This window comes from Enterobacter cloacae complex sp. 382A5 (genome assembly GCF_050031095.1).
Taxonomy (GTDB): domain Bacteria; phylum Pseudomonadota; class Gammaproteobacteria; order Enterobacterales; family Enterobacteriaceae; genus Enterobacter; species Enterobacter cloacae.
This window is the reverse complement of sequence record NZ_JBLGVK010000001.1, coordinates 2774505-2800544: the sequence shown is the minus strand read 5'-3', so window position 1 is coordinate 2800544 and position 26040 is coordinate 2774505. Positions and strand designations below refer to the sequence as shown.

Genomic DNA, 26040 nt, shown 5'->3' with positions numbered 1-26040 from the left:
CCGGCTTTTTCTTTTGTGCGTGGGGCGCTGCCTCGCTACACTATCGTCATTATATTTTGCGTCACCAGACCCTGGAACCAGCATGGAAACCAAAAAAAACAATATTGAGTTCATTCCTGAGTTTGAAAAATCCTTTCGCCACCCGCGTAACTGGGGCGCCTGGCTTGGCGTTTACGCGTTTGCTGGCATTGCCATGTTACCTGCCTCTGTGCGCGATCCCGTTCTGGGGAAAATTGGCCGTCTTGCAGGACGAATGGGCAAAAGTGCCCGCCGTCGCGCGCAAATCAATCTCTACTACTGCTTCCCGGAAAAGAGCGATGCCGAGCGCGAAGCGATTATTGATGACATGTATACCACCGCGCCACAGGCCATGGCGATGATGGCAGAGCTGGCGCTAAAAGGGCCAGAAAAGATCCTTAAGCGTGTTGACTGGAAAGGGCTGGAGATCATTGACGAGATGCGCCGCAACGATGAAAAAGTGATTTTTCTCGTTCCGCACGGCTGGGGAGTGGATATTCCGGCCATGCTGATGGCATCTCAGGGCCAGAAGATGGCGGCCATGTTCCATAACCAGGGTAATAAAGTCTTTGATTTCGTCTGGAACACCGTGCGTCGTCGTTTTGGTGGACGCCTGCACGCCCGTAACGATGGTATCAAGCCGTTTATTCAGTCCGTGCGACAGGGGTACTGGGGATACTATCTGCCTGATCAGGATCACGGTCCTGAGCACAGCGAGTTTGTCGATTTCTTTGCCACCTACAAGGCGACGCTTCCGGCGATTGGCCGTCTGATGAAAGTCTGCCGCGCCCGGGTTATTCCGCTGTTCCCGGTCTACGATGGCAACACGCACCGTCTGAGCATTGAGGTTCGCCCGCCGATGGACGACTTACTGACCGCGGACGATAACACCATCGCGCGTCGCATGAATGAAGAGGTGGAGGTGTTGGTGGGACCGCATCTTGAGCAATACACGTGGATCCTGAAGCTGCTCAAAACGCGTAAGCCTGGCGAGAAAGAGCCGTATCAGCGCAAAGAACTTTACCCAAAGAAATAAAACCCCTCACGCTGACCCTCTCCCCGTGGGGGAGAGGGAAACATCTGTTTATTATTCGACGGTTAATACGCGGGTGGTGTTGGTTGAGCCGATGGTGCTCATGACATCACCCTGGGTCACGATGACAATATCACCGGATACCAGGTAGCCTTTGTCGCGCAGCAGATTAACGGCATCGTGCGCCGCTGCCACACCGTCATTGGTGCTGTCGAAGTAAACCGGGGTTACGCCGCGGTACAGCGCCGTCAGGTTCAGCGTGCGCTCGTGGCGGGACATCGCGAAGATCGGCAGACCGGAGCTGATACGGGACGTCATCAGCGCGGTACGGCCCGATTCGGTCATGGTGATGATCGCCGTGACGCCCTTCAGATGGTTAGCCGCATACATGGCGGACATCGCAATCGCTTCTTCCACGTTGTCGAACTGCACGTCCAGACGGTGTTTAGAGACGTTGATGCTTGGGATCTTCTCCGCGCCCAGACAGACGCGCGCCATCGCGGCAACGGTCTCTGCCGGGTACTGACCGGCTGCGGTTTCAGCGGAGAGCATGACCGCATCGGTACCGTCCAGCACGGCGTTAGCCACGTCCATCACCTCTGCACGGGTCGGCATTGGGTTGGTGATCATGGATTCCATCATCTGGGTTGCGGTGATCACCGCGCGGTTCAACTGACGCGCGCGACGGATCAGCGCTTTCTGGATGCCGACCAGTTCCGGGTCGCCAATTTCCACACCCAGATCGCCACGGGCAACCATCACCACGTCAGACGCCAGAATCACGTCGTCCATGGCATCCTGATCGCAAACGGCTTCCGCACGTTCAACTTTTGCCACAATTTTCGCGTCGCAGCCGGCATCACGCGCCAGACGACGGGCATAGTTCAGGTCTTCGCCGCAGCGCGGGAAGGAGACAGCCAGATAGTCCACGCCGATCAGCGCCGCGGTAACGATATCCGCTTTGTCTTTATCGGTCAGCGCTTCGGCAGACAGGCCACCGCCGAGCTTGTTAATGCCTTTGTTGTTAGAGAGTGGGCCGCCGACGGTGACTTCGGTGAACACCTTCATCCCCTGAACTTCCAGCACTTTCAGCTGAACACGACCGTCGTCGAGCAGCAGGATATCGCCAGGCACAACGTCAGCCGGCAGACCTTTATAGTCGATACCCACTTTCTCTTTATCGCCTTCACCTTTACCCAGGTTGGCATCAAGCAGGAATTTATCGCCGATATTGAGGAAAACTTTGCCTTCTTTGAAGGTCGAGACACGAATTTTTGGACCCTGCAGGTCACCGAGGATAGCAACATGGCGGCCCAGTTTAGCCGCGATCTCACGCACTTTGTCGGCACGTAATTTATGGTCTTCTGGCGTACCGTGAGAGAAGTTCATACGCACCACGTTGGCACCCGCGGCGATAATCTTTTCGAGGTTATTATCGCGATCGGTGGCCGGGCCTAAGGTGGTGACGATCTTGGTTCTGCGAAGCCTTCTGGACATGTAATACTCCGTTGACTGAAACAACTTTGGTGTTGCGTGAAGATTGAATCGGCCTTCATCTGCTGCAAAGCAACCGCGAGGGGACCGAATGCCGTAAATCGTTACATCGTAATTATTCGTTACGTCTTAGTTATCTATCTACTATCAGGGAACATCGCTCTTTATAAGCAATTCTTTATCAAAACGCGATTCCTTGAGCGCTTCCTTGACACGCTTCAAGTTATCTCTGAATTTAGCGCCGCGGCGTAAGGTAAAACCGGTTGCCAGGACGTCAATCACCGTCAGCTGCGCCAGACGGGAGACCATTGGCATATAGATATCCGTATCTTCCGGAACGTCCAGAGTGATGGCGAGCGTGGCTTCTCTTGCCAGCGGCGTGCCTGCCGTCGTGAGGGCGATAACCATGGCATCGTTTTCACGCGCCAGCTGCGCCAGCTCAACCTGACTTTTAGTGCGCCCGGTATGGGAAATCAGGACCACCACGTCATCCTCGCTACAATTCATACAGCTCATGCGTTGCAACACGATGTCATCGGAATAAATGACCGGGACGTTAAAGCGGAAGAATTTATTCATGGCGTCATGCGCCACGGCCGCCGACGAACCGAGTCCGAAGAATGCAATTCGCTTGGCCTGGGTCAGTAAATCGACCGCCCGGTTAACGGAACTCATATCCAGCGACTGACGCACGTGGTCAAGCGTGGCCATGGCCGATTCAAATATTTTCGCCGTGTATGCATCAACGCTGTCGTCTTCATCCACATTGCGATTAACATAGGGCGTACCATTTGCCAGACTTTGTGCCAGATGCAGTTTAAAATCAGGAAAGCCACGCGTTTCCAGGCTCCGGCAGAACCGATTCACCGTCGGCTCGCTGACGCCTGCATCCTGTGCCAGAGCGGCGATGCTTGAATGAATCGCCTGAGCAGGCGAGGCGAGAATAACTTCAGCCACTTTTCGCTCGGATTTGCTAAGGTGTTCCAGTTGAAACTGGATTTTTTCCAGCATGTTCATGTTAACAGGACGCTCATGGGTGTAAACGATTTCATCCATAGATGAAATTGAGATTCGATTTAGCCGATATTACCCTCGTGGCTTCCATAAAGGGTAACAGTCGACAAGATAATGTTGTTGTTTTTTTTCATTACTTGATCGGTGTCGGGTTTTACTGTGACCGTGTTGCGCAAAGAATCGACGCTTGTTGCGTCATCAGGCCAGCGTAATCCTCTTAAGGGTGAAAAATCGCCGTATCGCACGCGACGTTAAGCGCTAATGGTTTCGGGAATGACGTAAAAGCAGTACAGTGCATTGTAATAAAATTACAACGATACCTGGCAGAAGCACCAGGTGATCCAACTGAGGAGAATGACATGGCGGTAACGCAAACAGCCCAGGCATGTGACCTGGTCATTTTCGGCGCGAAAGGCGATCTTGCACGCCGAAAATTGCTGCCTTCCCTGTATCAACTGGAGAAAGCGGGCCAACTTCATCCGGATACCCGTATCCTGGGTGTAGGGCGCGCCGACTGGGACAAGGACGCATACACCAAAGTCGTGCGTGAAGCGCTCGAAACTTTCATGAAAGAGAAAATTGATGAAAGTTTGTGGGATACCCTGAGCGGACGTCTCGATTTCTGCAATCTGGATGTGAACGACGTGAGCGCGTTTACCCGTCTGGGTGAGATGCTGGATCAGAAAAACCGGGTCACCATTAACTATTTCGCCATGCCTCCAAGCACCTTCGGTGCCATCTGTAAAGGTCTGGGCGAAGCGAATCTGAACGCCAAACCTGCGCGTGTGGTAATGGAAAAACCGCTGGGTACCTCGCTGTCAACCTCCCGCGAAATCAACGACCAGGTGGGCGAATACTTCGAAGAGTGCCAGGTCTACCGCATCGACCACTATCTGGGCAAAGAGACGGTACTGAACCTGCTGGCGCTGCGTTTTGCCAACTCCCTGTTTGTGAACAACTGGGACAACCGCACCATCGACCACGTGGAAATCACCGTGGCCGAAGAGGTGGGTATCGAAGGCCGCTGGGGTTACTTTGACCAGGCCGGTCAGATGCGTGACATGATCCAGAACCACCTGCTGCAGGTACTCTGCATGATTGCCATGTCTCCGCCATCAGACCTGACCGCTGACAGCATCCGCGACGCGAAGGTGAAAGTGCTGAAGTCACTGCGTCGTATCGACCGTTCTAACGTGCGCGAGAAGACGGTGCGTGGTCAGTACACATCCGGCTTTGCGCAGGGCAAAAAAGTCCCTGGTTATCTGGAAGAAGAGGGCGCGAACAAGTCCAGCAACACTGAGACGTTCGTGGCGATCCGCGTGGATATCGATGACTGGCGTTGGGCGGGTGTGCCGTTCTACCTGCGTACCGGTAAACGTCTGCCAGCCAAATGCTCTGAAGTTGTCGTTTACTTCAAAAACCCTGAGTTGAACCTGTTCAAAGAGTCGTGGCAGGAGCTGCCGCAGAACAAACTGACTATCCGTCTGCAGCCGGATGAAGGTGTGGATATCCAGATCCTGAACAAAGTGCCGGGACTGGATCACAAACATAACCTGCAGACCACCAAACTGGATCTGAGCTACTCCGAGACCTTCAATCAAACGCACCTGGCGGATGCTTACGAGCGCCTGCTGCTGGAAACCATGCGCGGTATCCAGGCGCTGTTTGTGCGTCGCGACGAAGTGGAAGAGGCGTGGAAATGGGTCGACTCCATCACCGAAGCCTGGGCTGCCGATCAGGATCCACCAAAACCGTATCAGGCGGGCACCTGGGGACCTGTCGCCTCCGTGGCGATGATCACCCGTGATGGCCGCTCCTGGAACGAGTTTGAGTAAGATAATCCTCTAGCCCGAAGGTGTTATTTTACCGGTAACATGATCTAACACAGCTAGTGGCACAATTTTTATACTTTTAAGCTCCGCGTGGATTCACCCGCGGGGCTTTTTTTATTACACTGCCGGAAGCGATTTTGCCCCTGAGCTCCGGACAGCAAGCGTTTCAGCGTTGTTAACAACTGCCAGCGACTTTGTAAACTCCCGAGCCCGGACAGATAAATTAGAGGAGCTTTTATGAATCCGACATTGTTACGCGTAACACAACGCATTATCGAGCGCTCGAAAGAGACCCGTTCGGCCTACCTCGCCCGCATTGAACAGGCTAAGACCAATACCGTACACCGCTCGCAGCTGGCCTGCGGTAACCTGGCGCACGGTTTCGCCGCCTGTCAGCCTGAAGACAAAGCCTCATTAAAGAGCATGCTGCGTAACAATATCGCCATCATTACCTCCTATAACGACATGCTCTCTGCGCATCAGCCGTACGAAGTGTACCCGGACATCATCCGTAAAGCGCTGCACAGCGTGAATGCGGTGGGCCAGGTGGCGGGGGGCGTACCGGCCATGTGTGACGGTGTGACCCAGGGGCAGGACGGGATGGAGCTGTCGCTGCTGAGCCGCGAAGTCATTGCCATGTCTGCAGCGGTCGGTCTGTCTCACAATATGTTTGATGGCGCGCTGTACCTCGGTGTGTGCGACAAGATTGTCCCCGGGCTCGCCATGGCGGCGCTGTCGTTTGGTCATCTTCCGGCCATTTTTGTGCCGTCAGGTCCGATGGCCAGCGGTTTGCCAAACAAAGAAAAAGTGCGTATCCGCCAGCTGTATGCCGAAGGTAAAGCAGACCGCCAGGCGCTGCTGGAAGCGGAAGCCGCCTCTTACCATGCGCCGGGTACCTGTACCTTCTACGGTACGGCCAACACCAACCAGATGGTGGTGGAATTTATGGGGATGCAGCTTCCGGGCTCCTCCTTCATTCAACCCGATGCGCCGCTGCGCAAGGCTCTGACCGAAGCCGCCGCCCGTCAGGTGACGCGTCTGACCGGGAACGGCAACGAGTGGATGCCGCTGGGTAAAATGGTCGACGAGAAAGTGATCGTCAACGGCATCGTGGCCCTGCTGGCGACAGGGGGCTCAACCAACCACACCATGCACCTTGTGGCAATGGCACGTGCGGCTGGCATCCTGATCAACTGGGATGATTTCTCCGACATCTCTTCCGTGGTGCCGCTGATGGCGCGCCTGTATCCGAACGGTCCGGCAGACATTAACCACTTCCAGGCCGCCGGTGGCGTACCGGTGTTGATGCGTGAGCTGCTCAAGGGCGGTCTGCTGCACGAAGACGTGAACACGGTGGCGGGTTTTGGTCTGCATCGCTATACCCTTGAGCCATGGCTGAACAACGGTGAGCTGGACTGGCGTGATGGGGCGAGCGCCTCTCTTGATCCGCAGGTCATTGCTACCTTCGAACAGCCGTTCTCACGCCACGGCGGCACGAAAGTGCTGAGCGGCAACCTGGGACGCGCGGTGATGAAAACCTCTGCCGTGCCGGAAGAGAACCAGGTGATTGAAGCCCCGGCAGTGGTCTTTGAGAGCCAGCATGATGTTTTACCTGCCTTTGATGCGGGCCTTCTCGACAAAGATTGCGTGGTGGTGGTGCGTCATCAGGGACCTAAAGCGAACGGGATGCCAGAATTACATAAACTTATGCCACCACTTGGTGTATTATTGGACCGCCGTTTCAAAATTGCACTGGTCACCGATGGACGCCTCTCGGGTGCCTCAGGTAAAGTGCCTTCAGCCATCCACGTAACGCCTGAAGCGTATGATGGTGGTTTGCTGGCTAAGGTGCGTGACGGCGACATCATCCGCGTCAATGGCCAGACAGGTGAGTTAACCCTGCTGGTGGACGAAGCCGAGCTGGCGGCCCGTCAGCCGCATATTCCAGACCTGAGCGCATCGCGCGTGGGAACCGGACGCGAAATGTTTGGCGCGCTGCGTGAGAAACTCTCCGGGGCGGAGCAGGGCGCAACCTGTATTACGTTTTAAGACGACTTGATTTTATCGATCTGGCGAGAGAAAACTCTGATGAAAAACTGGAAAACAAGTGCAGAAGCAATCCTGACCACAGGCCCCGTTGTGCCGGTTATCGTGGTGAACAAACTGGAGCACGCGGTACCGATGGCGAAAGCGCTGGTTGCGGGTGGCGTTCGCGTTCTGGAAGTGACCCTGCGTACCGCCTGCGCGATGGACGCGATTCGCGCAATCGCTAAAGAAGTGCCGGATGCCATCATTGGTGCGGGTACCGTTACGAACGCAAAACAGCTGGCTGAAGTGACCGAAGCGGGCGCGCAGTTTGCCATCAGCCCGGGTCTGACCGAGCCGCTGTTAAAAGCGGCAACCGAGGGCACCATCCCGCTGATCCCCGGGATCAGCACCGTTTCTGAACTGATGCTGGGCATGGACTACGGTCTGAAAGAGTTCAAATTCTTCCCGGCAGAAGCCAACGGCGGCACCAAAGCGCTGCAGGCGATTGCGGGTCCCTTCTCTCAGGTGCGTTTCTGCCCGACGGGCGGCATCTCTCCGGCCAACTACCGTGATTACCTGGCGCTGAAGAGCGTGCTGTGCATCGGCGGCTCCTGGCTGGTACCGGCGGATGCCCTGGAAGCAGGCGACTGGGATCGCATCACCAGACTGGCTCGCGAAGCGGTTGAAGGTGCGAAGCAGTAAGCACCTCGCATCATGAAAAACGGGCCATCAGGCCCGTTTTTTTTATCCGTTAACGCTAACCGCGGCAGCGGCAGCTTTCGCCCTTGCCACGGCATCATCCACGCTATCGCCAGTGGCTAATGCCACGCCCAGTCGACGCGTACCGTCGATCTCCGGTTTCCCGAACAGGCGAACCTGCAGACCTGCCCCAACCGCGCCTTCAACGTTGTCAAAGGTGACGTTCTGGCTGGTCAGTTGCGGGAGGATCACCGCCGAGGCGGCCGGACCATACTGGCGAATACCACCAACCGGCAGGCCGAGGAACGCGCGCACGTGCAGGGCGAACTCGGAGAGATCCTGGGAAATCAGGGTCACCATCCCGGTATCGTGCGGGCGAGGGGACACTTCGCTGAAAATCACCTCATCACCGCAGACAAACAGTTCCACGCCGAACAGGCCGTAACCGCCCAGCGCCAGCACCGTTTTACGGGCGATCTCCTGCGCGCGCGCCAGCGCCAGGGCACTCATCTGCTGCGGCTGCCAGGATTCACGGTAATCGCCATCCTCCTGACGGTGTCCAATCGGATCGCAGAAATGGACGCCATCAACGGCACTGACGGTCAGGAGGGTAATTTCGAAATCAAACTTCACCACGCCTTCAACAATCACGCGACCGGCTCCGGCGCGACCGCCCTGTTGGGCATAATCCCACGCCTTGTCCAGCGTGCTGCTGTCGCGGATGAAGCTCTGCCCTTTACCGGAGGAGCTCATCACCGGCTTAATGATGCACGGATAGCCAATCTCCTCAACGGCCTGCAGGAAAGCAGCTTTATCGCCGGCAAATCGATAGCCAGAGGTGGGTAATCCCAGCTCTTCCGCCGCCAGGCGACGAATGCCTTCGCGATTCATGGTCAGCTTCGCGGCCTTTGCACAGGGCACCACGCGCTGGCCTTCCTGTTCAAGGGCAAGCAGCGTATCGGTGGCGATGGCTTCGATTTCCGGTACGACAAAATCCGGTTTCTCACGCGTAATCAACTCGCGCAGGGCATCGCCATCCAGCATGTTAATCACATAAGAACGGTGGGCAACGTGCATGGCGGGTGCATCGGCGTACCGGTCTACGGCAATGACTTCCACGCCTAAACGCTGACACTCAATGGCGACCTCTTTGCCCAGTTCACCCGATCCCAACAGCATTACACGCGTCGCCGCTGGTCGCAGCGCGGTTCCTAAACGAGTCATAACAATCCCCCTGAAAAAGTTGCGCGCAGTATAAACGAAAACGTTTGCGTGTGTCTTGATCGGGGCCGGTGCGCGGGGAAGAAATTTGCGCTTCTTTAGCCCCGCCAGACATTTCCTGACGCCTGCTCGCTTACGCTGTGGAACATGTACACCGTTAAGTGAGGGAAACCATGTCTGGCTGGTTAAATCAATTGCAATCACTGTTAGGGCAGAAAACGTCGCCATCCGGCGAGCAGGGGCTGAGCAAACTGGTCCCCGGGGCGCTCGGCGGGCTGGCGGGCCTGCTGGTGGCGAATAAATCCTCGCGCAAGTTGCTGGCAAAATATGGCACCGGCGCGTTACTGGCCGGTGGCGGAGCCATTGCGGGCACGGTTCTGTGGAACAAATACAAGGACAGAGTACGAACCGCACATAGCGATGAACCCGATTATGGTCAGCACACGTCACCGTTGGATCTGCGCACTGAACGGCTGATCCTTGCGCTGGTTTTTGCCGCGAAAAGTGACGGGCATATCGACGATAAAGAACGGTCGGCGATTGAGCAGCAGCTGCGGGAGGCCGGTGTGGAAGAGCAGGGCAGAACGCTGGTGGCTCAGGCCATCGAACAGCCGCTGGATCCGCAGCGCCTTGCGCAAAGCGTAAAGAATGAGGAGGAGGCGCTTGAACTCTATTTCTTAAGCTGTGCCGCCATTGATATTGACCACTTTATGGAGCGCAGCTACCTCAATGCCCTCGGCGACGCGTTGAAGATCCCTCAGGACGTGCGCGACGGCATTGAGAAGGATATCAGGGAGCAAAAACAGGCGTTAGCGGGTTAACTGTCACCGTCGCGGTCATGTTTCGCTTGCATCATGCGCGTGTTTTGCCAACCTTATAGGGTGTAAAACTCAAAAGAAACATGACATGCCACCAAAAGCCCGACGTACTCCTTATGCGATCACCACGCATGGCGATACGCGCATTGACAACTATTACTGGCTCCGGGACGATTCGCGTTCCCGGCCAGAGGTGCTCGACTATTTGCACGCGGAAAATGACTATGGCCGCAAGGTCATGGCCAGCCAGCAGGCGCTGCAGGATCAGTTGCTGAATGAAATGGTGCAGCGTATTCCCCAGCGCGATGTCTCCGCACCCTGGACCAAAAACGGCTATCGTTATCGCCATATCTACGAGCCAGGTAATGAATATCCCATCTACCAGCGTCAGTCGGTGTTAAGCGCCGAGTGGGATGAATGGGATATTTTGCTGGATGCCAACCAGCGTGCTGCCCACAGCGAGTTTTATACGCTGGGCGGCATGTCGGTCTCGCCCGATAACGCCATTATGGCGCTGGCGGAAGATTACCTCTCCCGGCGTCAGTACGGCCTGCGTTTTCGCAATCTGGAAACCGGTAACTGGTATCCGGAGATGATTGCGAACGTTTCGCCGGATTTTGTCTGGGCGAATGATTCTGAAACCGTCTATTACGTGAAGAAACATGCCTCCACGCTGCTGCCTTATCAGGTATGGCGTCATACCGTCGGCACCAGTGCGGATGATGACGAGCTGGTCTACGAAGAGAAAGATGAAACGTTCTATGTCAGTCTGCATAAAACGTCGTCACGCCACTATGTGATTATCTTCCTCGCCAGCGCAACCACCTCTGAAGTTCTGCTCCTTGATGCCGAGCTGCCTGATGCGCAGCCGCTCTGCTTCCTGCCGCGTCGTAAAGATCATGAGTACAGCCTGGATCACTTCCAGCACAGCTTTTACCTGCGCTCTAACCGCGAGGGCAAAAACTTTGGCCTCTATAAAACCAAAGTACGCGATGAACGGAAATGGGAAGTGCTCATTCCTGCGCGGGAACAGGTGATGCTGGAAGGATTTACCCTCTTTACCGACTGGCTGGTGGTGGAAGAGCGCCAGCGGGGGCTGACCAGCCTGCGGCAAATTAACCGCAAAACGCGGGAGGTCATCGGGATTGCGTTTGACGATCCGGCCTATGTTACGTGGATTGGGTTTAATCCCGAGCCGGAATCTTCCCGCTTGCGCTATGGCTACTCGTCAATGACCACGCCGGATACGCTGTTTGAGTTGGACATGGAGACCGGACAACGTCAGGTGCTTAAGCAGTCTGAGGTAAAAGGGTTTGATTCCGATAACTACCGAAGCGAACACCTGTGGGTCACCGCCCGGGATGGCGTTGAGGTGCCCGTCTCGCTCGTCTATCACAAGGCGCATTTTCAGAAAGGGAAAAACCCGATCCTGGTCTACGGGTATGGATCCTACGGCTCAAGCATGGATGCCGATTTCAGCAGCAGCAGATTAAGCCTGCTCGATCGTGGCTTTGTTTTCGCCATCGCCCACGTGCGCGGTGGCGGCGAGCTGGGCCAGCACTGGTACGAAGACGGGAAATTCCTGAAGAAGAAAAACACCTTTAACGACTATCTCGACGTCTGCGATGCGCTAATAGAGCAGGGCTATGGCGATCCGCAGCTCTGCTTTGGCATGGGCGGCAGTGCGGGAGGGCTGCTGATGGGTGCGGCCATTAACCAGCGTCCTGACCGCTTCAAAGGGGTTATCGCGCAGGTTCCGTTTGTCGACGTGGTGACCACAATGCTGGATGAGTCTATTCCGCTGACGACCGGTGAGTTTGAAGAGTGGGGGAATCCTCAGGACGAGATCTATTACCGCTATATGAAAGAGTACAGCCCGTACGATAACGTGGAAGCCAAAGCCTATCCGCACATGCTGGTGACCACCGGCCTGCACGATTCACAGGTGCAATACTGGGAGCCCGCAAAATGGGTGGCGAAGCTGCGGGAGCTGAAAACCGATAATAACCTGCTGCTACTCTGTACCGACATGGACTCCGGACACGGCGGGAAATCGGGACGATTCAAATCGTATGAAGGGGTCGCGCTGGAGTATGCCTTTTTGATTGGCCTGGCGCAGGAAACGCTGCCAGGCCGTGCCGGAAGTTAAGCTTCACCCAGATAGTGCTTGAGCGTTAAGCGAAGCTCCGGGCTCATTTTGTCGAGGTTGTTATACAGCCAGCGCAGATAGCCCGGATCTTTATCGGCGATATCGGACACCGCTTTGCCGCGGTATTTGCCAAATGTGAAGGTGGTCAGCAGCGCCGGTCGCCCGGTGATCGTCGCCATATCATCCGGCGTCCAGCCAGAGGTATTCATAATATCTATGAGTAGCGCCGCGGTGATATAGCAGTCGTACAGGGCGCGGTGATGATGCAGCCCCTCGGGCGTTCTGACGCTGAGCTTACGCGATTTATACAGCGCCATATTGCTGTATTTGATCCCCGGCCACAGACGACGCGCCAGCTTCATGGTGCAAATCCATTCGCCGGGCATCTCGGGCAGTACCCGGCGGTCAAAGCTGGCGTTGTGCGCGACATACCACGGGCTACCGTAATAGTGCGGAATGACCTCTTCAATCCAGGGTTTATCCGCCACCATCGATTCTGTAATGCGATGAATGGCCATCGCCTGCGGGCTAATCGGGCGGTCGGGACGCACCAGATGGCTCATTGGATTGACGATTTTACCGTCAATGACGTCAACTGACGCCACTTCCACTATTCCGCCCTGAAGATCGCAAGTTTCGGTATCGATGACGCGCAGCATTGAACGCTCCTGAGCTAAAACGCTTAGCCTAAAGGAATGATATCGCCTTGCCAACCCTGTCGGCCCAGAGATCCGGTCAATAATAGTTCGCCCTTATCCGCACGGACAATCAGCTGGCCTTTTTCATCCCACAGCGCGCTACCGCCACGGGCGTTCGCCATTAACACGGCAATGGCATACCTGTGCGCGAAGCGCTGCAACGTGTTGATGGACTGGCGCCAGCGGGTATCGCCCACCGACTGACAGCTGGTGAATAGCGTCGCCTGCGGATCCAGATTGGGGGAATCGGCATGCGTATCAACAATCGTCAGCTGTTTATCACCCGGCACCAGGCTGGCTCCGCTTCCCTGGGGGTAGCGCAGGATGCTGTGCCGGGATGGCGAAAACAGGGCGAGGCCCTTAACGCGCTGACCATTCAAATCAAGGGGCAGACCGGCAATGATGGTGATTCGGTAACGCTTTGCGGCGGCGAGCAAAGGGACCAGCTGTGCGTCATCGGGTGGGGGAGGTAGGTCCGTCCTTCCCGGTCCTGTTAACGAGAGTTCAGGAAAGACCAGGAGATCGCACCGCTGTTGTGCCGCTTCCGCAACGAAACGGAGATGGTGCGCTACGTGGTCATCTACACTGTGATGCTGCCCGGCATACTGGGCGGCGGCAATATTCCATTGTGACATCGTGACTTCCTTATACACAGAGTCGCAGGATTTAAGAATACACCTAAACTAATCAGGGTTTTCTTATCCTGGCATATTCCGCGTAAGGAAGTGTAACGAGTCGTTAAGCTTATTTAACTTTAAGTTCGTACGGCAAACGAGAGAGATTGACCGACGCGAGTCGGTGCGCAATCAAACGTTCGCGGAACCAGTCACGCAGATGGGCGGGTTGTTCACGTTCCACCACCTCAGCCACGATTGGCATGTTGTAACGCTCTTTAAACGCGACACCTGCGGCAGCGAGATCGACATTCACTTTATCCATCTCGTCCTGAGGAAGGGCAGCCAGATTGATCTTCATTACCTTCTCCTTTTTATGCGGCGGCAACGTTACCGCGATTGCACGATGATGACAAGCGGAGGTGGGATGATCCTCGACTCGATTATTATACAGCGTTATTCTTTAGCATACAGGCATAACAAAAAGGAATGATTGCGATGGGTTTATCCGCTTCCCGCGCGGTATGCGCGCTGGCTTTTCTCTTCTCTTCCGTTACAGCGACCCCGGTGCTGGCGCATGCGCACCTCCAGCAGCAAATCCCGGCAGCCGATAGCCAGGTAGCAGCTCCTCAGGCGCTTACCCTTAATTTTTCCGAAGGCATTGAACCCGGATTCAGCGGTGTCGTGGTGAAGGATGCACAGGGGAACGTGGTTAAAACCGGTGATATACAGCGTGACGAGCAGAATAAGGCCCAGTTCCATGTTCCGCTGGAGCAGACGCTGGTGACCGGCACGTACCAGGTTGACTGGCATGTGGTCTCGGTAGATGGTCACAAAACCAAAGGCAGCTATCGCTTCAGCGTGAAATAATATGCTGGCCTTCATCTACGTAGGGTTGCGCTTTATCCATTTCGGCGCGCTGATGCTGATTTTTGGTAATGCGCTGTATAGCGTCTGGTTCGCGCCGTCTTCTTTGTACCGTCTGATGTCCTGTCGTTTTCAGGCGCAGCAGCAGATTGCGTCTATGGTCAGTCTGTTGTCGGCGCTCCTGATGTTCATGATCCAGGCGGGACTCATGGGCAACGGCTGGGGAGACGTGTTTAACCCGAACGTCTGGCAGAGCGTGCTGGCAACGCAGTTTGGTAGCGTGTGGTTGTGGCAAATTATTCTGGGCGTAATTGCGGCCTGTGTCGCCTGGCTTGCGCCTCAGAAAGGATCGCGACTCTTGCTGCTCGCCATGGGGCAATTTGTTCTGCTGGCAGGCGTAGGGCATGCGGCAATGAACGACGGTGCAGCGGGGGCGTTGCAGCGTATCAATCACGCTCTGCATCTGCTCTGTGCCGCCACCTGGGTTGGCGGCCTCCTGCCGCTGCTGTATTGCATGCATCTGGCGAAAGGGCGCTGGCGGGTTGCGGCAATTTACACCATGATGCGCTTCTCTCGCGTGGGGCATTATGCCGTAGCGGGGGTCGTGCTTACCGGCGCGATCAATGGGCTCTTTATTCTGGGCATTACGGTGCCCTGGCACGCGGGCTACGTGCAACTATTGTTGTTCAAATGTGCGCTGGTGGCATTGATGGTGGTAATTGCGCTGGTGAATCGGTATTTTCTGGTGCCACGGTTTGGTGCCCACATCGGGCGCGAACAACAGATTTTTATCAGGATGACACAGGCAGAGGTGGTGCTGGGGGCGTTGGTGCTGGCAACAGTCAGCCTGTTCGCCACCTGGGAACCCTTTTGACAAGGTTAAAAAGCATATGAAAAAGACAGTACTTTCTCTCTTATTGTTGGCCTGCACGGGTAGCGCGCTGGCGGCACCGCAGGTTATTACCGTCAGCCGTTTTGAAGTGGGTAAGGATAAATGGGCGTTCAATCGTGAAGAGGTGATGCTGACCTGCCGTCCGGGTCATGCGCTGTATGCCATCAACCCAAGCACGCTGGTGCAATACCCGTTAAACGACGCGGCCGAACAGCAGGTCGCCAGCGGTAAGAGCAGCGGACAGCCTATCAGCGTTATCCAGATAGACGATCCGTCCAGCCCGGGGCAGAAAATGAGTCTGGCGCCGTTTATCGAACGCGCTGACAAGCTCTGCTAGCTTTCGGTTTCCAGTAAAAAAAACCGCAGTGGCTTGCGAAAGCACTGCGGTTTTTCATATTTATTGATGTTTTGACGCTTTTTTTCCGGCCGCTTTAGCTGTGGACTGGAAAACCTGGCGTCGTCATCTATTCTTAAAAGGCAAGGCGACTTAGCCTGCATTAATGCCAACTTTTAGCGCACGGCTCTCTCCCAAGAGCCATTTCCCTGGACCGAATACAGGAATCGTATTCGGTCTCTTTTTATCTGCTTTTTATTTCAGTCACTTGCGGCTCTCCGTCCGAAAGTTGTCCGAACTTCAACATTCGGTAATTCCCGTTATACCACACCGTTTTTAACATTCACAATTCATTTACACGCAAACTCTTAGATCATCACGAATTCTTTTTTCTGCTTTCCAGATGCTTTTCGCTCATCCTTCATGGCTTCGTCATCAATGATCTGCACTGTCAATCGATACTTCACCGGTAACCTGCTTCGATTAAACTTCAGGTTACTGGTGGAGGTTAAATATCACGAATCAGCTCATCCTGGGAGGCTGCGTATACATGGGGTTCCGGTCATGAGTGTTGCTATGTAACTGCAGCTCTTATGGATACCCTTGACTGTCGCTTCTGCTCGCTGACACGCACTATGAAAATCGTCTGTGCGTGATGTCCATATACGCCCTAATTTTCGAAACATGCTGCTCAAATCACACGCATTTTCTAATGAATGTCGATATCGCCAGACCTTGTTTTAGCATGACAGAAAATGTGTTGAAACATTTGTGCCGAACAATTGCATTACCAGGTATGGTGGTTGGCTGACAAGCGGGACAGGAAAAGGCGAGGGGATGGCGCTATAACGAATGAGGAATCATTGAATAAATAACTAATTGGTGGCAGTGAAATCGTAGAAGGTTAATGATAGAAAGGCACAATAGCAAAAGATTTTAAGGTGTTTGATTGTAAAATAATAAATAATGGAGGAATTCTTGCCGAAAAAATAAGCTAAAATAGGTAGCATTGCCGGTCAAAAATGAATCGAAAATAATTAAACTCCAAGGGGTATTTCCTTGTGTGTCACAGTACATTAGTCTGAATTCGAAATGATTAAATCAGTGGGGGCAAATTTGATTTTTATAATGATGCAGTTGTAAGCGAGTGATGCATATGTCTTATTTTGTGGGACTTTACGCCATCGCCTGAATATAATTACATTAGTTAAGGGGTATTAAAGGGTTCATAAGAGCGAATGTAATGTGTTGTATAATTGTAAGGCGTGGTTTCAAATAAGCAATGTCTTGCTAATCCCCCCTATGAAGGGGGGGGGGTTAAAGGATGAATTCTCTAAATCGTTCTCTGTTTTTTACTAAATAATCAGGGAATTGCTCATCTAGCGCCATTTTTCTCATGACCCTTTCTCTTCCCCATATGTCTTTACCTTTTTCTAAAGCGTCAATAATATGTGCTTTATTATTAAATTCAGGTAAATTATATTCAGTGTGAGATATCGAATTCATTTTCTCTGAAATCCGGTCTGGTGTCATTATCCAAGAAAAATGCCATCCAGCATTAGGTATTTTTTTATTAAAAAATTTAAAAACATTCCATTTTAAGAAGTTGCTTTTTATTTTGCTTTTCTTTATATTTCTTAGAGTTTCAGGACTCCCTTCAAAGAAACCTTTAAGATTTTTAAATGAGGTTGCCCTTGGTAACTCCCATAACCTGGGTTGACCATCTGCATTAAATACCTGTAGGTTAAACTGGTAATTATAGAAATTCATTATCATTGTTGTGCACAACCTGGAACTGTCAACTTTGAGTATCGAGTCTGGAGAAGGTATTTCATCGATATCTGATATGATAACCAAATCACTGTCAAAAGCATTTTTGAGTCCTCTCATTATGGCATTTCGTGTATGTTCTTCGTTAACCCAGGCATCCACGTGACCATCTTCTTTAAAAATAGGTTTTTCATCATAAATGATATAAATTATTTTATCTTTAAATGCATCGAATTTCTTACTGTCGAAGTTTAAAGGCTTAGGTAAACCAGTAAAAGTGTGTGTGGATTCAACTATAACAAAGCGATCAACCACAGCCGATAGCGTATTCAGTCTGATATCGAGAAGCATATCTTCGTCGTAGTAGAGAAAACAGTCATAAATCATGATGAAAATCCTTTAAACTCGCGCTCGTTAAGCGCATTTTTCCGGCACCTTCGCCAGTCCGAATTCACCTAATGCTAACTGAGCAGCCATGCCATATGCAATAGCGCGTAGCTTTGTAATTTTAAAGTTGAATCTACAGAGTTGGATCTGGAGGCGCCCTTGTCGCGGTTGCTATTTGTTGGGACGAAAAATTCGACACAAGAATGTGTTGATGGATATGATGTAGAATAAATATCCTTTATAACTAGATTAATCTAGTATATGAGTCCATATCGTGCCCTAACATATTATCAATTTAAGATAAATAAATGGCTTCCTCTCTTTGACATACCTCACCGAATGTATGAATTTAATTCTCAATAATGCGTATTTGCTTGATTAAGATGGGTTAACAATCGCAGGAATGAAAAGAGTCGCATCAGACCTCTGTTCATATTATTGAAAATAAATAAAAATTGTTGGTCAACTCTCTCAGAAGGTTCACTTCCAGTGAACCGCCTTCAACCATACCACACTACGGCAGGCGGAAGTCCAGCCCTTTTTGACGGTTTTGTTAAATTTTTGTATGTGGTTGGCAAAAGCAAGACGCAGGGTTAAAAGCGGGCGTTGATGGCCGTTTTAATTTCATCAAGCAGCTCAAAGCGGCGGCGATATTCTGCCCGTTTCTTACTGGCAATCTCGTCCAGGGATTTACGCGCCATCTCAAGTGGCAACTGCCAGCAGAAGGTCGAGCGTTTCTTACCGTCCAGGGTTTCCCAAAACTCATCGTAGCTGGCGTGGAAATGACGGCCTTTGCTCAGGCGATAACGCAACGCGCGGAAAACATGGCCCTCATCACTGACGGCATAAATGGCGCGGATGTTTGACTGTGCGACCAGCTGGAAAATCACTTCCATCAATACGCGTTTTGGGAACAGGCCGTGGCAGGCGCGGGTAGCCTGTTTGATCACATCGCGCGTGACGCCACGGCGAGGCCCCTGAAGCCCGCCGATCACCAGTACCCGTTGTCCCGCGCTGTGCGCAACAGTGAAGGTCAGGCTTGCGAGCAAGGTATTCTCATCATCGCGCAGCCACAGTGTGCTTTCACCTTCGCGCTCGGCCTTGTGAGCGGAGGAGGCGTTGACGGTATAGAGCACCTCATTTTTAGCCCTGAACTGCACGACAGGTTGCTCCTGAGGGCTGGTCAGCGCATGGGCGAGTAAGGGGTCTTTCAGACCATCAATCCAGTGGTAGTGGCTGACGATCGCGTCAGCACGGTCGCCGGCATTCAGGCCGCGCATCAAGTACTGGCGGTGGGTTTTACTGGGTAACGTGATTTGCGCGGCCAGTAACCGATCGAAGTCATCCCGGCCAGAGAGTGCCTCAAGCATGCGTCGGGTAGAAGACCAGAACAGAAGCGTGCGTAACAGGAATTTCAGCCGATACTCACGCTTTTTCCAGATGGGGCCCGGAACGCATCTTCCGTTGACCAGGTCGGAAATAATATGTGTACGATGCGGATAGAGCACATCGTTATGCAGGTGAGTATTGGACACGTTGAAACCTCTCTTTTATTTAGCGCTTATTTTAAAGGCCCGATAAAAAGGGATTAATAGCGCGGGAAGGTTTATTTCCGTTTGGTTTAGCGTTTGTTTGGCTTTGTGATGCCCGGCGCTGATATTTGCATTTTCTGATGCGGCTATACTTATTCAGGGAGGCCTTATGTATCAGCGAATCGATGGTGGAAAGTGGCGTCACGTCTGGGTTGTGAGCGATATACACGGTTGCTATCAGTGGCTCTTGGACGAACTGAAACGCCGCCGTTTTAATCCTTATGAGGATTTGCTGATCTCCGTTGGGGATTTGATTGATCGTGGCCCTGACAGCGTTAAGTGCCTGCAACTGATCAATGAAAAATGGTTTCGCGCAGTCCGGGGGAACCATGAGCAAATGGCAATCGACAGCGTGGAAAATAACGACTTTGCGCTCTGGTTGATGAATGGTGGAAGCTGGTTCTCGCAGCTTGATGATTCGCAACAGCAGCAGGCGCTGACCCTGTTAGAAGCGTGCCGACAGTTGCCGCTGATTATTGAGATAACCTGCACAAACGGCCTGAATGTCATTGCTCATGCTGACTATCCGGCAGCGGAATATCGCTGGCAGCAGCCGATGAGCGCTGAGCGGGTGCTGTGGGATCGGGATCGGCTAATGGGGTTTATGGCAGGAAAAGGGCAGGGAATTCGCGGAGCGGATCACTTCTGGTTTGGTCATACGCCGCTGGATAAGCGATATGATTTTGACAACCTGCACTACATTGATACCGGCGCGGTGTTTGACGGCTATTTCACGCTGGCGCAGTTGCAGTAATAAATAACCCGCCTTCGGGCGGGTTCTCTCTGGTCAGGCAAGACGCATGACCCAGGCATCGGTTTTACTATCGTAATGCTCGCGGTAAAGTACGGAATGTTCGCCATCAAGGATTGCCGGAACGCTGGTGTCGGCATCCCAGGCATCCAGTTGCATACACAAATCCGGGTCGGATTTGCAGGGAATACTTAACGTTCGTTCGCCCTGGGTTTCGCCGCGCAATTCTGCGTCGTCGATTTCAAAAGCGCCAATTCGCACGCTGGTTTTCGTCATAATGCTCTCCGGGTGTGTTGTCAAAATCTGGTATGACCAGTACAGCCATCCATTTTTGATCGTAGACAAGGAGAGCAAAATCGCCAGTAAAAAAGTGCGCTTTTTTTAGTCGGCGCGATCGTTACCGGTAAACAGGCGACCATCGCGCACCAGTTCGCGTGGATAGCTGTTTTTCAGACGCGAACCCACTTTCTTTGCCAGTCCCAGCGGGTATCCCTGGTACGTCACCACAACGTCATCCTGAGAAGGGGCCGTTTCCGGATACACATCGCGCCCCCGGTACCACTCTTCAGCTTCCTGATGCGTCAACGCGAAGGTGTTAGCCGTGCCGGCAAGGGCAATGACCGCCTCGTGCTGCCAGCGATAGCCCTTGTTATGCACCTCCGCCAGGCGGATCCCGATTCGGGAAAAACGAACTTTGCCGATAAGCGGTTCGATGTTCGCCGGGAAAAGCCAAATCTCTTTATCGCGCTGCCAGAGGTGAAGATCGTCATTCCAGTTCAGTCCGGCTTTGCGGGCTGCGGTGGTGACCTGGTCTGCTTCACGGCTCTTCAGCGGCGTGAAGGGGAAATTACCGACCTTAAATTTTGGCGCGGGCAGTGGTGCGATGGCGGCTGTTTTACGCAGACGGGCGACAAAAAAACCTTCGCAGTCATAAATCTGCGGGAATACGTGGAGGAAACCTTCCGGGGTGATGGCGTCTTCAGCCGAGGCAAATAAGTCATTCAGTGGCAGAAACTCAACCGCATCGGGGTATTGCGCTTTCAGCCACAGGCAGACGTCTTCGTTTTCATCACGGTTTAACGTGCAGGTGGAATAAACCAGCGTACCGCCTGGACGAAGGGCATGAAACGCGCTGTCGATCAGTTCGCGCTGCGTTGAGGCAATGTCGAGGTTGCTTTCAACTGACCAGTTTTTTAGCGCATCGGGATCTTTGCGTACCACGCCTTCACCGGAGCAGGGGGCGTCCAGCAGGATGGCGTCAAACGCTTCCGGCAGGGCGGCGCCAAACACGCGTCCATCGAAATGCGTCAGGGCAACATTCTGAATGCCGCAGCGGCTGATGTTGGCATGCAGCACCTTCACGCGGCTGGCTGAAAACTCATTGGCGAGAATGGCCCCGCGGTTAGCCATGCGGGCGGCAATCTGCGTGGTTTTTGAACCGGGTGCGGCAGCCACATCCATGACCCGTTCAGGCGCGTTGCCATCGGCAAACAGCGCAGCAACCGGCAGCATTGAGCTGGCTTCCTGAATATAAAACAGACCGCTCAAATGCTCGGCGGTACTGCCCAGCGGCAGTGACGCCTCGTCCTCCCGTTCGATCCAGAAACCCTCTTCACACCACGGAACGGGCGTGAGCCGCCAGTGGTAAGGTGATACCAGCGCAAGGAAATCCGCGACGCTGATTTTCAGCGTGTTGACGCGAATACTCCGGCGTAACGGTCGCTGACAGGCGGCGATAAAATCGTCTAACGAGAGGTGAGAAGGAAGCGCCTCGCGCATCTGCGCCAGGAATTGTTCAGGAAGATATACGGAGTTTTGAGCCACGGGCACACCACAGGGAAAAGTTCAGGTGCGCAGTGTAACATAAAGGCTCCGGCGCGTTGACACCGGAGCCCTGAGATTAACGCGGCAGGGCGGTTCCCCACTCACGCCACTCTTTAGGTTCGCTTTCGAGCAGCAGGAAGTGTTTGCCCGGCTGTGCTTTCGGCGCCAGCGGTGTACCCGGCGGCGTGGCGAAAGCAATACCGCCGCGAATAAACTGGTTGAACGTACCGGTTTTCACCACGCCGCCCGTCAGGCCGAAGTCCAGCGAATAGCCAGAGGCCAGCCAGAACACCGAGTTATTCCGTACCAGATGCTGGTAACGATCGCTGATGCGTAACGCCACCATCACACGGTCGGAGAGCGTCCCGAGCGTCAGGCCGGTCACCGTTCCCACTTCAATACCGCGGAACAGGACTGGCGTGCCGATGCTAAGCGAGCCGGCTTCCGGTACCTCCACCACAATGCTCAGACCATCAAGATAGCGCGAGTCGGTGATGGTGGCTTCCTGCAGCTCAAAATCACGACGCGCGTTGCCACGGCCAGGCTCGACGTTGATATACGGCTGCAGGATGGTGTCGAGATGCTCAACGCCCGCGGCCGAGATTTGCGGCGTCACCACGGAGAAACGCGTGCCTGAACGGGCGAACGTCTGCACATATTCCGGATAAAGCACCGCGGTGGCCTGCACTTCATTGCGGGCGGTGATCAGCGTCAGCTTCTGGATCTGTCCGATATCAATGCCCAGGTAGCGGATAGGCATTCCTTCCGCCAGCTTTCCGGCATCGAAGGCGTGCAGGGTAATCTGCCCGCCAACCGCACGTGCAGCGGTTTCAGACGGGAAGAGAATACGCTTGTCACCCTTGCGCATATTGCCGCCCGCGCCGGGCAGGTTATCGAAGCTGATCGCCCCGCGCAGCGCGCGCGAGAGCGGGGAGGCCTGCACGGTCAGCCCGCTACCGTTGAGCTGAACTTTTGCGCCACCTTCCGCCCAGAAGACGCTGTTCGGGGTAAGCAGTTTGCGATACTCCGGCTTGATGTGCAGTTCAATATCAAAGGCGTCTGCACGAGGGCGAACGGTGATGACTTCCCCAACTTCAAACTTGCGATACAGCACGACCGATCCTGCCTGAACGTCCGGCAGCGTTTCCGCACTTAACGTCAGCGTGGTGGTCGGCAGATCGCTCATGCTGTTTTCAATCGCTTTATCCAGATTGGCATACAGCGGATAGCTGTCGCGAACGGGACCTTTGCTGCCCGGCAGGATGCGGATCCCGCCGTTCACCCACTCGCTCGCACTGGCTCCGAGGAATTCAACGCCGTCCAGCCCGACCTTCACGTCTACGCGGCTGTTAACCACGAATTTGCTGTCGCCATGCACCAGGTTGCTGTATTGCGGATCGATTGCGGCGGAGAAGCTCACACCGTTTTCCGACAACGACCGCTCCAGCACCTGACCTACCTGCACGCCGTGTAAGATCAGCGGCTGACCGGCTTCGATACCGTAACTTTCCGGCGCGTTCAGCGTTATTGTCACCACGCCGGGTTTTTGCAGCAGGGCTTTATCCGCCGGGGCAACCACAAAGGTGTTGCTGGGCTGGCCTTCGCCGGGGATCAACTCGAAGGTACTGCCTGTCAGGAGGCTGCTGATGCTGGCATCACTCAGGGACAGTTTCGGGCTGCGCATTTCGATACGCGTTTTCTCGCGCAGAAGATCTACCACGCTTGGGTCAACCGTCATCTCCCCGGTTACGGAACCGCCCGGATTGAGCGTCATTTTGGTGAGCTGACCGACCTCCAGCCCCTGATACATCAGTGGCGTAGAACCGGCTTTTAACCCTTTGGCATCGGGCAGGGCAAGTTTGACGATCACGCCACGCTGGCTGTGCGCCAGGTCGGCATACAGACCGAACGTGTCATCTGCGGCGGCAGGGCTGGAATTTTCCGGGGAGTCAAAGGCAATGGCACCATTGACCAGCGCGGCCAGACTTTCAAGCTTCACTTTCGCACCGCTGAGACTTAGGTCAGCGTCCACGCCGGAAACGTTCCAGAAACGGCTGCCTTTTTTCACCAGATTGGTAAAGCGACGCTCGATTAACACATCGATAGTCACCCCCTGCTTGTTGGGGTTGATGGCGTAATCGTACACCCGGCCCACCGGGATTTTACGGAAGTACACCAGCGAGCCGCTGTTGAGTGACCCTAAGTCCGGCGCCTGCAGGTGGATCATCAGATCCCCGTTATTGAGACGATATTTGGGCTGCGTATCAAGCGCCACAAAGTGATCCTGTGGCTCACCTTTACCCGGCATCATGCCGATATAGTTCCCGCCAACCAGCGCATCCAGACCGGACACCCCGGCCAGAGAGGCCTTTGGCGTGACCAGCCAGAACTGTGTTTCGCTGCGCAGCGCGTCCTGCATATCAGATTTGATGCTGGCCCGCACCTGAATCTTATTCAGCCCTTTTCCAAGGGAGATATCCTGGACGGTACCGACTTCCACCCCCTGGAAACGCACCGGGGTACGTCCGGCCACAATGCCGTCGGCAGACTGGAAATCAATGGTGATGGTACTTCCGCGATCTTCATAGCTCGTCCAGATAAGCCAGCCTGCAATCATCAGGGCGATGACAGGCAGCAACCAGAATGGCGAAATGCGGCGTTTTGTTTTAATTCTCGCTTCAGTCGGCGAAGCGGGGGTTTCCTGACTCATGTGCATCCCAAAGTAAGCGGCTATCCAGCCATTCCACAGCAAGAATAGTCAATATCACCGCAGAGCCGAAATAAAAAGCTGCGGGTCCCATTGTAAAAGCAAGTAGCTGGTCGCGGTTAATCAGCGACATCATCAACGAAATCACGAACAGATCCAACATCGACCAGCGGCCAATCCAGGTAACGAAGCGCAGGAGCAGGATACGGGTACGTAAGCCTTGCTCACATTTAAAGTGAATGCTGATGAGCAGGGTAAACATCACCACCACTTTGGTAAACGGCACCAGAATACTGGCGATAAACACAATTGCCGCCACGCCAATATTACTGTGCGCAAGGGAGATAATGCCCGAGAGGATGGTATCCTCCTGCCGCCCGCCATTCACGTAAATAATGGATATCGGCAACATGTTGGCAGGAAGCAGGAATATCAACGAGGCGATGAGGGCGGCCCAGCATTTTTGCAGGCTGTTGTTGCGCCGCAGTCGCAAGGGAATATGGCAGCGTGGGCAGCGGCCGCGCGCATCGGGCAGCCCGGTGTAGTGGCAGCCCAGACAGACCCGGAGATTCTCGTCCGGGCGCGTGGCGGGGCGCTGCGGGTAAAATCGCTCCCAGAGCTGCTCAACGTTGAGATGGATCAGCGTCAGGATACTGAGTAATACCAGACAGATAAAAGCAAAGAGGCCGACGCCCGGTTGCAGAAACGCGTAGTCCTGCACTTTTATGGAGGCCACGCCAACGCCCACCAGATAGATATCCAGCATCACCCACTCTTTGAGTTTATCGAGCATCAGCAACACCGGACGCAGGTTCATGCCGAGAATATTACCGAACCAGAGATACGCAATGGCGGCGACCAGCACCAGTGGTGCACCAACGGTACAGAAAAGCACCATGGCTGCGGTCACCGGATCGCCCTGGCGCGTCATCTGCCAGATCCCCTGCAGCACGTTGGCATCAATGCGCACGCCGAGCAGGTAGAGCTTCAGCAGCGGCTCGCTCCAGGCAAAGGGCATCAACAGCAGCATGGTGACCGCCATGGCGGCGAGACGGGTTAATGACCAGTCGCGGCCGTCACGAATTTTGGCGTCGCAGCGGGGACAAAAGGCGCTTTGGTGCGATTTCATCTTCGGCAACATAAAAAGCGTATCGCACTGGGGGCAACGCTGATAATGTGCACGAGGCAAAGCTGCGCTTACCGTATGGACAGTTATCTTTTTTGTCGGCGTGATTTTGGTTGTTTTTAAGGCCATCAGTTGCGCACAAATAGGTATTGTTGAAAGTTATAATAACTCA

General features: G+C 54.0%; 22 protein-coding genes. 10 read left to right on the top strand and 12 right to left on the bottom strand.

Annotation, left to right across the window (positions count from 1 at the left end; all coding sequences use genetic code 11):
* The first annotated feature begins 82 nt into the window (after positions 1–82).
* Positions 83–1054: a lauroyl-Kdo(2)-lipid IV(A) myristoyltransferase gene (lpxM, locus tag ACQG2G_RS13195; protein WP_023620452.1), complete on the top strand. Its 972-nt coding sequence runs from the start codon at positions 83–85 to the stop codon at positions 1052–1054.
* Between the two features lie 51 nt (positions 1055–1105).
* Here lpxM and pyk read toward each other — a convergent pair whose 3' ends face one another.
* Positions 1106–2548, bottom strand: a complete 1443-nt coding sequence (gene pyk, locus ACQG2G_RS13190; RefSeq protein WP_013096092.1) for a pyruvate kinase — start codon at positions 2546–2548, stop codon at positions 1106–1108.
* Between the two features lie 144 nt (positions 2549–2692).
* Positions 2693–3562, bottom strand: a complete 870-nt coding sequence (locus tag ACQG2G_RS13185) for a MurR/RpiR family transcriptional regulator (protein WP_029882312.1) — start codon at positions 3560–3562, stop codon at positions 2693–2695.
* 356 nt (positions 3563–3918) lie between these two features.
* On the opposite strand from ACQG2G_RS13185, the gene zwf reads away from it, so the two are divergent.
* From zwf to kdgA, 3 genes are all read left to right on the top strand, one after another.
* Positions 3919–5394: a glucose-6-phosphate dehydrogenase gene (gene zwf, locus ACQG2G_RS13180; RefSeq protein ID WP_014832396.1), complete on the top strand. Its 1476-nt coding sequence runs from the start codon at positions 3919–3921 to the stop codon at positions 5392–5394.
* A gap of 234 nt (positions 5395–5628) precedes the next feature.
* Positions 5629–7440 (top strand): phosphogluconate dehydratase, encoded by a 1812-nt coding sequence (edd, locus tag ACQG2G_RS13175; RefSeq protein ID WP_061772747.1) that lies wholly within the window; start codon positions 5629–5631, stop codon positions 7438–7440.
* Between the two features lie 39 nt (positions 7441–7479).
* Positions 7480–8121, top strand: a complete 642-nt coding sequence (gene kdgA / locus ACQG2G_RS13170; protein ID WP_029882310.1) for a bifunctional 4-hydroxy-2-oxoglutarate aldolase/2-dehydro-3-deoxy-phosphogluconate aldolase — start codon at positions 7480–7482, stop codon at positions 8119–8121.
* A 42-nt stretch (positions 8122–8163) separates the two neighbouring features.
* Here kdgA and purT read toward each other — a convergent pair whose 3' ends face one another.
* Positions 8164–9342, bottom strand: a complete 1179-nt coding sequence (purT, locus tag ACQG2G_RS13165; RefSeq protein ID WP_040019983.1) for a formate-dependent phosphoribosylglycinamide formyltransferase — start codon at positions 9340–9342, stop codon at positions 8164–8166.
* Positions 9343–9512: 170 nt separating this feature from the next.
* Here purT and ACQG2G_RS13160 point away from each other — a divergent pair, with 170 nt between their 5' ends.
* Both ACQG2G_RS13160 and ptrB read left to right on the top strand, forming a co-directional pair.
* Positions 9513–10160, top strand: coding sequence for a tellurite resistance TerB family protein (locus ACQG2G_RS13160; RefSeq protein WP_020690815.1), 648 nt, complete (start codon positions 9513–9515; stop codon positions 10158–10160).
* An 85-nt stretch (positions 10161–10245) separates the two neighbouring features.
* The gene (ptrB, locus tag ACQG2G_RS13155) at positions 10246–12306 is read left to right on the top strand and encodes an oligopeptidase B (RefSeq protein WP_020690816.1); all 2061 of its coding nucleotides are present in this window, start codon (positions 10246–10248) and stop codon (positions 12304–12306) included.
* Here ptrB and exoX read toward each other — a convergent pair.
* The 3 genes from exoX to ACQG2G_RS13140 all read right to left on the bottom strand — a co-directional run bounded on the left by exoX (position 12303) and on the right by ACQG2G_RS13140 (position 13979).
* Complete coding sequence (gene exoX, locus ACQG2G_RS13150; RefSeq protein ID WP_013096100.1) at positions 12303–12965, bottom strand: exodeoxyribonuclease X; 663 nt, start codon at positions 12963–12965, stop codon at positions 12303–12305. The genes ptrB and exoX overlap by 4 nt on opposite strands.
* Before the next feature lie 23 nt (positions 12966–12988).
* A complete protein-coding gene (locus ACQG2G_RS13145) occupies positions 12989–13639 on the bottom strand; it encodes a carbon-nitrogen hydrolase family protein (protein ID WP_061772748.1) in 651 nt (216 codons plus the stop codon).
* A gap of 109 nt (positions 13640–13748) precedes the next feature.
* Complete coding sequence (locus ACQG2G_RS13140) at positions 13749–13979, bottom strand: DNA polymerase III subunit theta (protein WP_061772749.1); 231 nt, start codon at positions 13977–13979, stop codon at positions 13749–13751.
* A 137-nt stretch (positions 13980–14116) separates the two neighbouring features.
* Between ACQG2G_RS13140 and yobA the strand changes: the two genes are divergently transcribed.
* Genes yobA through ACQG2G_RS13125 form a run of 3 tightly spaced genes read left to right on the top strand, consistent with a single transcriptional unit; the run spans position 14117 to position 15714 of the window.
* The gene (gene yobA / locus ACQG2G_RS13135; RefSeq protein WP_020690820.1) at positions 14117–14488 is read left to right on the top strand and encodes a CopC domain-containing protein YobA; all 372 of its coding nucleotides are present in this window, start codon (positions 14117–14119) and stop codon (positions 14486–14488) included.
* A gap of 1 nt (position 14489) precedes the next feature.
* Positions 14490–15359: a copper homeostasis membrane protein CopD gene (copD, locus tag ACQG2G_RS13130; RefSeq protein ID WP_061772750.1), complete on the top strand. Its 870-nt coding sequence runs from the start codon at positions 14490–14492 to the stop codon at positions 15357–15359.
* A 16-nt stretch (positions 15360–15375) separates the two neighbouring features.
* Positions 15376–15714, top strand: a complete 339-nt coding sequence (locus ACQG2G_RS13125; protein WP_013096105.1) for a YebY family protein — start codon at positions 15376–15378, stop codon at positions 15712–15714.
* A 1314-nt stretch (positions 15715–17028) separates the two neighbouring features.
* Here the strand turns inward: ACQG2G_RS13125 and ACQG2G_RS13120 are convergent.
* A complete protein-coding gene (locus ACQG2G_RS13120; RefSeq protein ID WP_061772751.1) occupies positions 17029–17868 on the bottom strand; it encodes a benzoate transporter in 840 nt (279 codons plus the stop codon).
* A gap of 593 nt (positions 17869–18461) precedes the next feature.
* Positions 18462–19403, bottom strand: a complete 942-nt coding sequence (locus tag ACQG2G_RS13115) for a VirK/YbjX family protein (RefSeq protein WP_161670188.1) — start codon at positions 19401–19403, stop codon at positions 18462–18464.
* Positions 19404–19569: 166 nt separating this feature from the next.
* Between ACQG2G_RS13115 and pphA the strand changes: the two genes are divergently transcribed.
* Positions 19570–20214 (top strand): protein-serine/threonine phosphatase, encoded by a 645-nt coding sequence (pphA, locus tag ACQG2G_RS13110; RefSeq protein ID WP_061771946.1) that lies wholly within the window; start codon positions 19570–19572, stop codon positions 20212–20214.
* Positions 20215–20247: 33 nt separating this feature from the next.
* Here pphA and ACQG2G_RS13105 read toward each other — a convergent pair whose 3' ends face one another.
* The 4 genes from ACQG2G_RS13105 to yebS all read right to left on the bottom strand — a co-directional run bounded on the left by ACQG2G_RS13105 (position 20248) and on the right by yebS (position 25997).
* Positions 20248–20487 carry a YebV family protein gene (locus ACQG2G_RS13105; RefSeq protein ID WP_013096113.1) on the bottom strand — a complete coding sequence of 80 codons (240 nt, stop codon included), beginning with the start codon at positions 20485–20487 and terminating at the stop codon, positions 20248–20250.
* 105 nt (positions 20488–20592) lie between these two features.
* A complete protein-coding gene (rsmF, locus tag ACQG2G_RS13100) occupies positions 20593–22035 on the bottom strand; it encodes a 16S rRNA (cytosine(1407)-C(5))-methyltransferase RsmF (RefSeq protein ID WP_061771945.1) in 1443 nt (480 codons plus the stop codon).
* A gap of 76 nt (positions 22036–22111) precedes the next feature.
* Positions 22112–24745 (bottom strand): PqiB family protein, encoded by a 2634-nt coding sequence (locus ACQG2G_RS13095; RefSeq protein WP_038419908.1) that lies wholly within the window; start codon positions 24743–24745, stop codon positions 22112–22114.
* Positions 24714–25997, bottom strand: coding sequence for a membrane integrity lipid transport subunit YebS (yebS, locus tag ACQG2G_RS13090; protein ID WP_038984489.1), 1284 nt, complete (start codon positions 25995–25997; stop codon positions 24714–24716). The genes ACQG2G_RS13095 and yebS overlap by 32 nt, the downstream gene beginning before the upstream one ends.
* Positions 25998–26040 lie beyond the last annotated feature (43 nt).

What these genes read in the sequence shown, in the direction of transcription:
- lpxM (WP_023620452.1), top strand. Translation starts at nt 83, where the DNA reads ATGGAAACCAAAAAAAACAATATTGAGTTCATTCCTGAGTTTGAAAAA.
- pyk (WP_013096092.1), bottom strand. Translation starts at nt 2,548, where the DNA reads ATGTCCAGAAGGCTTCGCAGAACCAAGATCGTCACCACCTTAGGCCCG.
- ACQG2G_RS13185 (WP_029882312.1), bottom strand. Translation starts at nt 3,562, where the DNA reads ATGAACATGCTGGAAAAAATCCAGTTTCAACTGGAACACCTTAGCAAA.
- zwf (WP_014832396.1), top strand. Translation starts at nt 3,919, where the DNA reads ATGGCGGTAACGCAAACAGCCCAGGCATGTGACCTGGTCATTTTCGGC.
- edd (WP_061772747.1), top strand. Translation starts at nt 5,629, where the DNA reads ATGAATCCGACATTGTTACGCGTAACACAACGCATTATCGAGCGCTCG.
- kdgA (WP_029882310.1), top strand. Translation starts at nt 7,480, where the DNA reads ATGAAAAACTGGAAAACAAGTGCAGAAGCAATCCTGACCACAGGCCCC.
- purT (WP_040019983.1), bottom strand. Translation starts at nt 9,342, where the DNA reads ATGACTCGTTTAGGAACCGCGCTGCGACCAGCGGCGACGCGTGTAATG.
- ACQG2G_RS13160 (WP_020690815.1), top strand. Translation starts at nt 9,513, where the DNA reads ATGTCTGGCTGGTTAAATCAATTGCAATCACTGTTAGGGCAGAAAACG.
- ptrB (WP_020690816.1), top strand. Translation starts at nt 10,246, where the DNA reads ATGCCACCAAAAGCCCGACGTACTCCTTATGCGATCACCACGCATGGC.
- exoX (WP_013096100.1), bottom strand. Translation starts at nt 12,965, where the DNA reads ATGCTGCGCGTCATCGATACCGAAACTTGCGATCTTCAGGGCGGAATA.
- ACQG2G_RS13145 (WP_061772748.1), bottom strand. Translation starts at nt 13,639, where the DNA reads ATGTCACAATGGAATATTGCCGCCGCCCAGTATGCCGGGCAGCATCAC.
- ACQG2G_RS13140 (WP_061772749.1), bottom strand. Translation starts at nt 13,979, where the DNA reads ATGAAGATCAATCTGGCTGCCCTTCCTCAGGACGAGATGGATAAAGTG.
- yobA (WP_020690820.1), top strand. Translation starts at nt 14,117, where the DNA reads ATGGGTTTATCCGCTTCCCGCGCGGTATGCGCGCTGGCTTTTCTCTTC.
- copD (WP_061772750.1), top strand. Translation starts at nt 14,490, where the DNA reads ATGCTGGCCTTCATCTACGTAGGGTTGCGCTTTATCCATTTCGGCGCG.
- ACQG2G_RS13125 (WP_013096105.1), top strand. Translation starts at nt 15,376, where the DNA reads ATGAAAAAGACAGTACTTTCTCTCTTATTGTTGGCCTGCACGGGTAGC.
- ACQG2G_RS13120 (WP_061772751.1), bottom strand. Translation starts at nt 17,868, where the DNA reads ATGATTTATGACTGTTTTCTCTACTACGACGAAGATATGCTTCTCGAT.
- pphA (WP_061771946.1), top strand. Translation starts at nt 19,570, where the DNA reads ATGTATCAGCGAATCGATGGTGGAAAGTGGCGTCACGTCTGGGTTGTG.
- ACQG2G_RS13105 (WP_013096113.1), bottom strand. Translation starts at nt 20,487, where the DNA reads ATGACGAAAACCAGCGTGCGAATTGGCGCTTTTGAAATCGACGACGCA.
- ACQG2G_RS13095 (WP_038419908.1), bottom strand. Translation starts at nt 24,745, where the DNA reads ATGAGTCAGGAAACCCCCGCTTCGCCGACTGAAGCGAGAATTAAAACA.
- yebS (WP_038984489.1), bottom strand. Translation starts at nt 25,997, where the DNA reads ATGGCCTTAAAAACAACCAAAATCACGCCGACAAAAAAGATAACTGTC.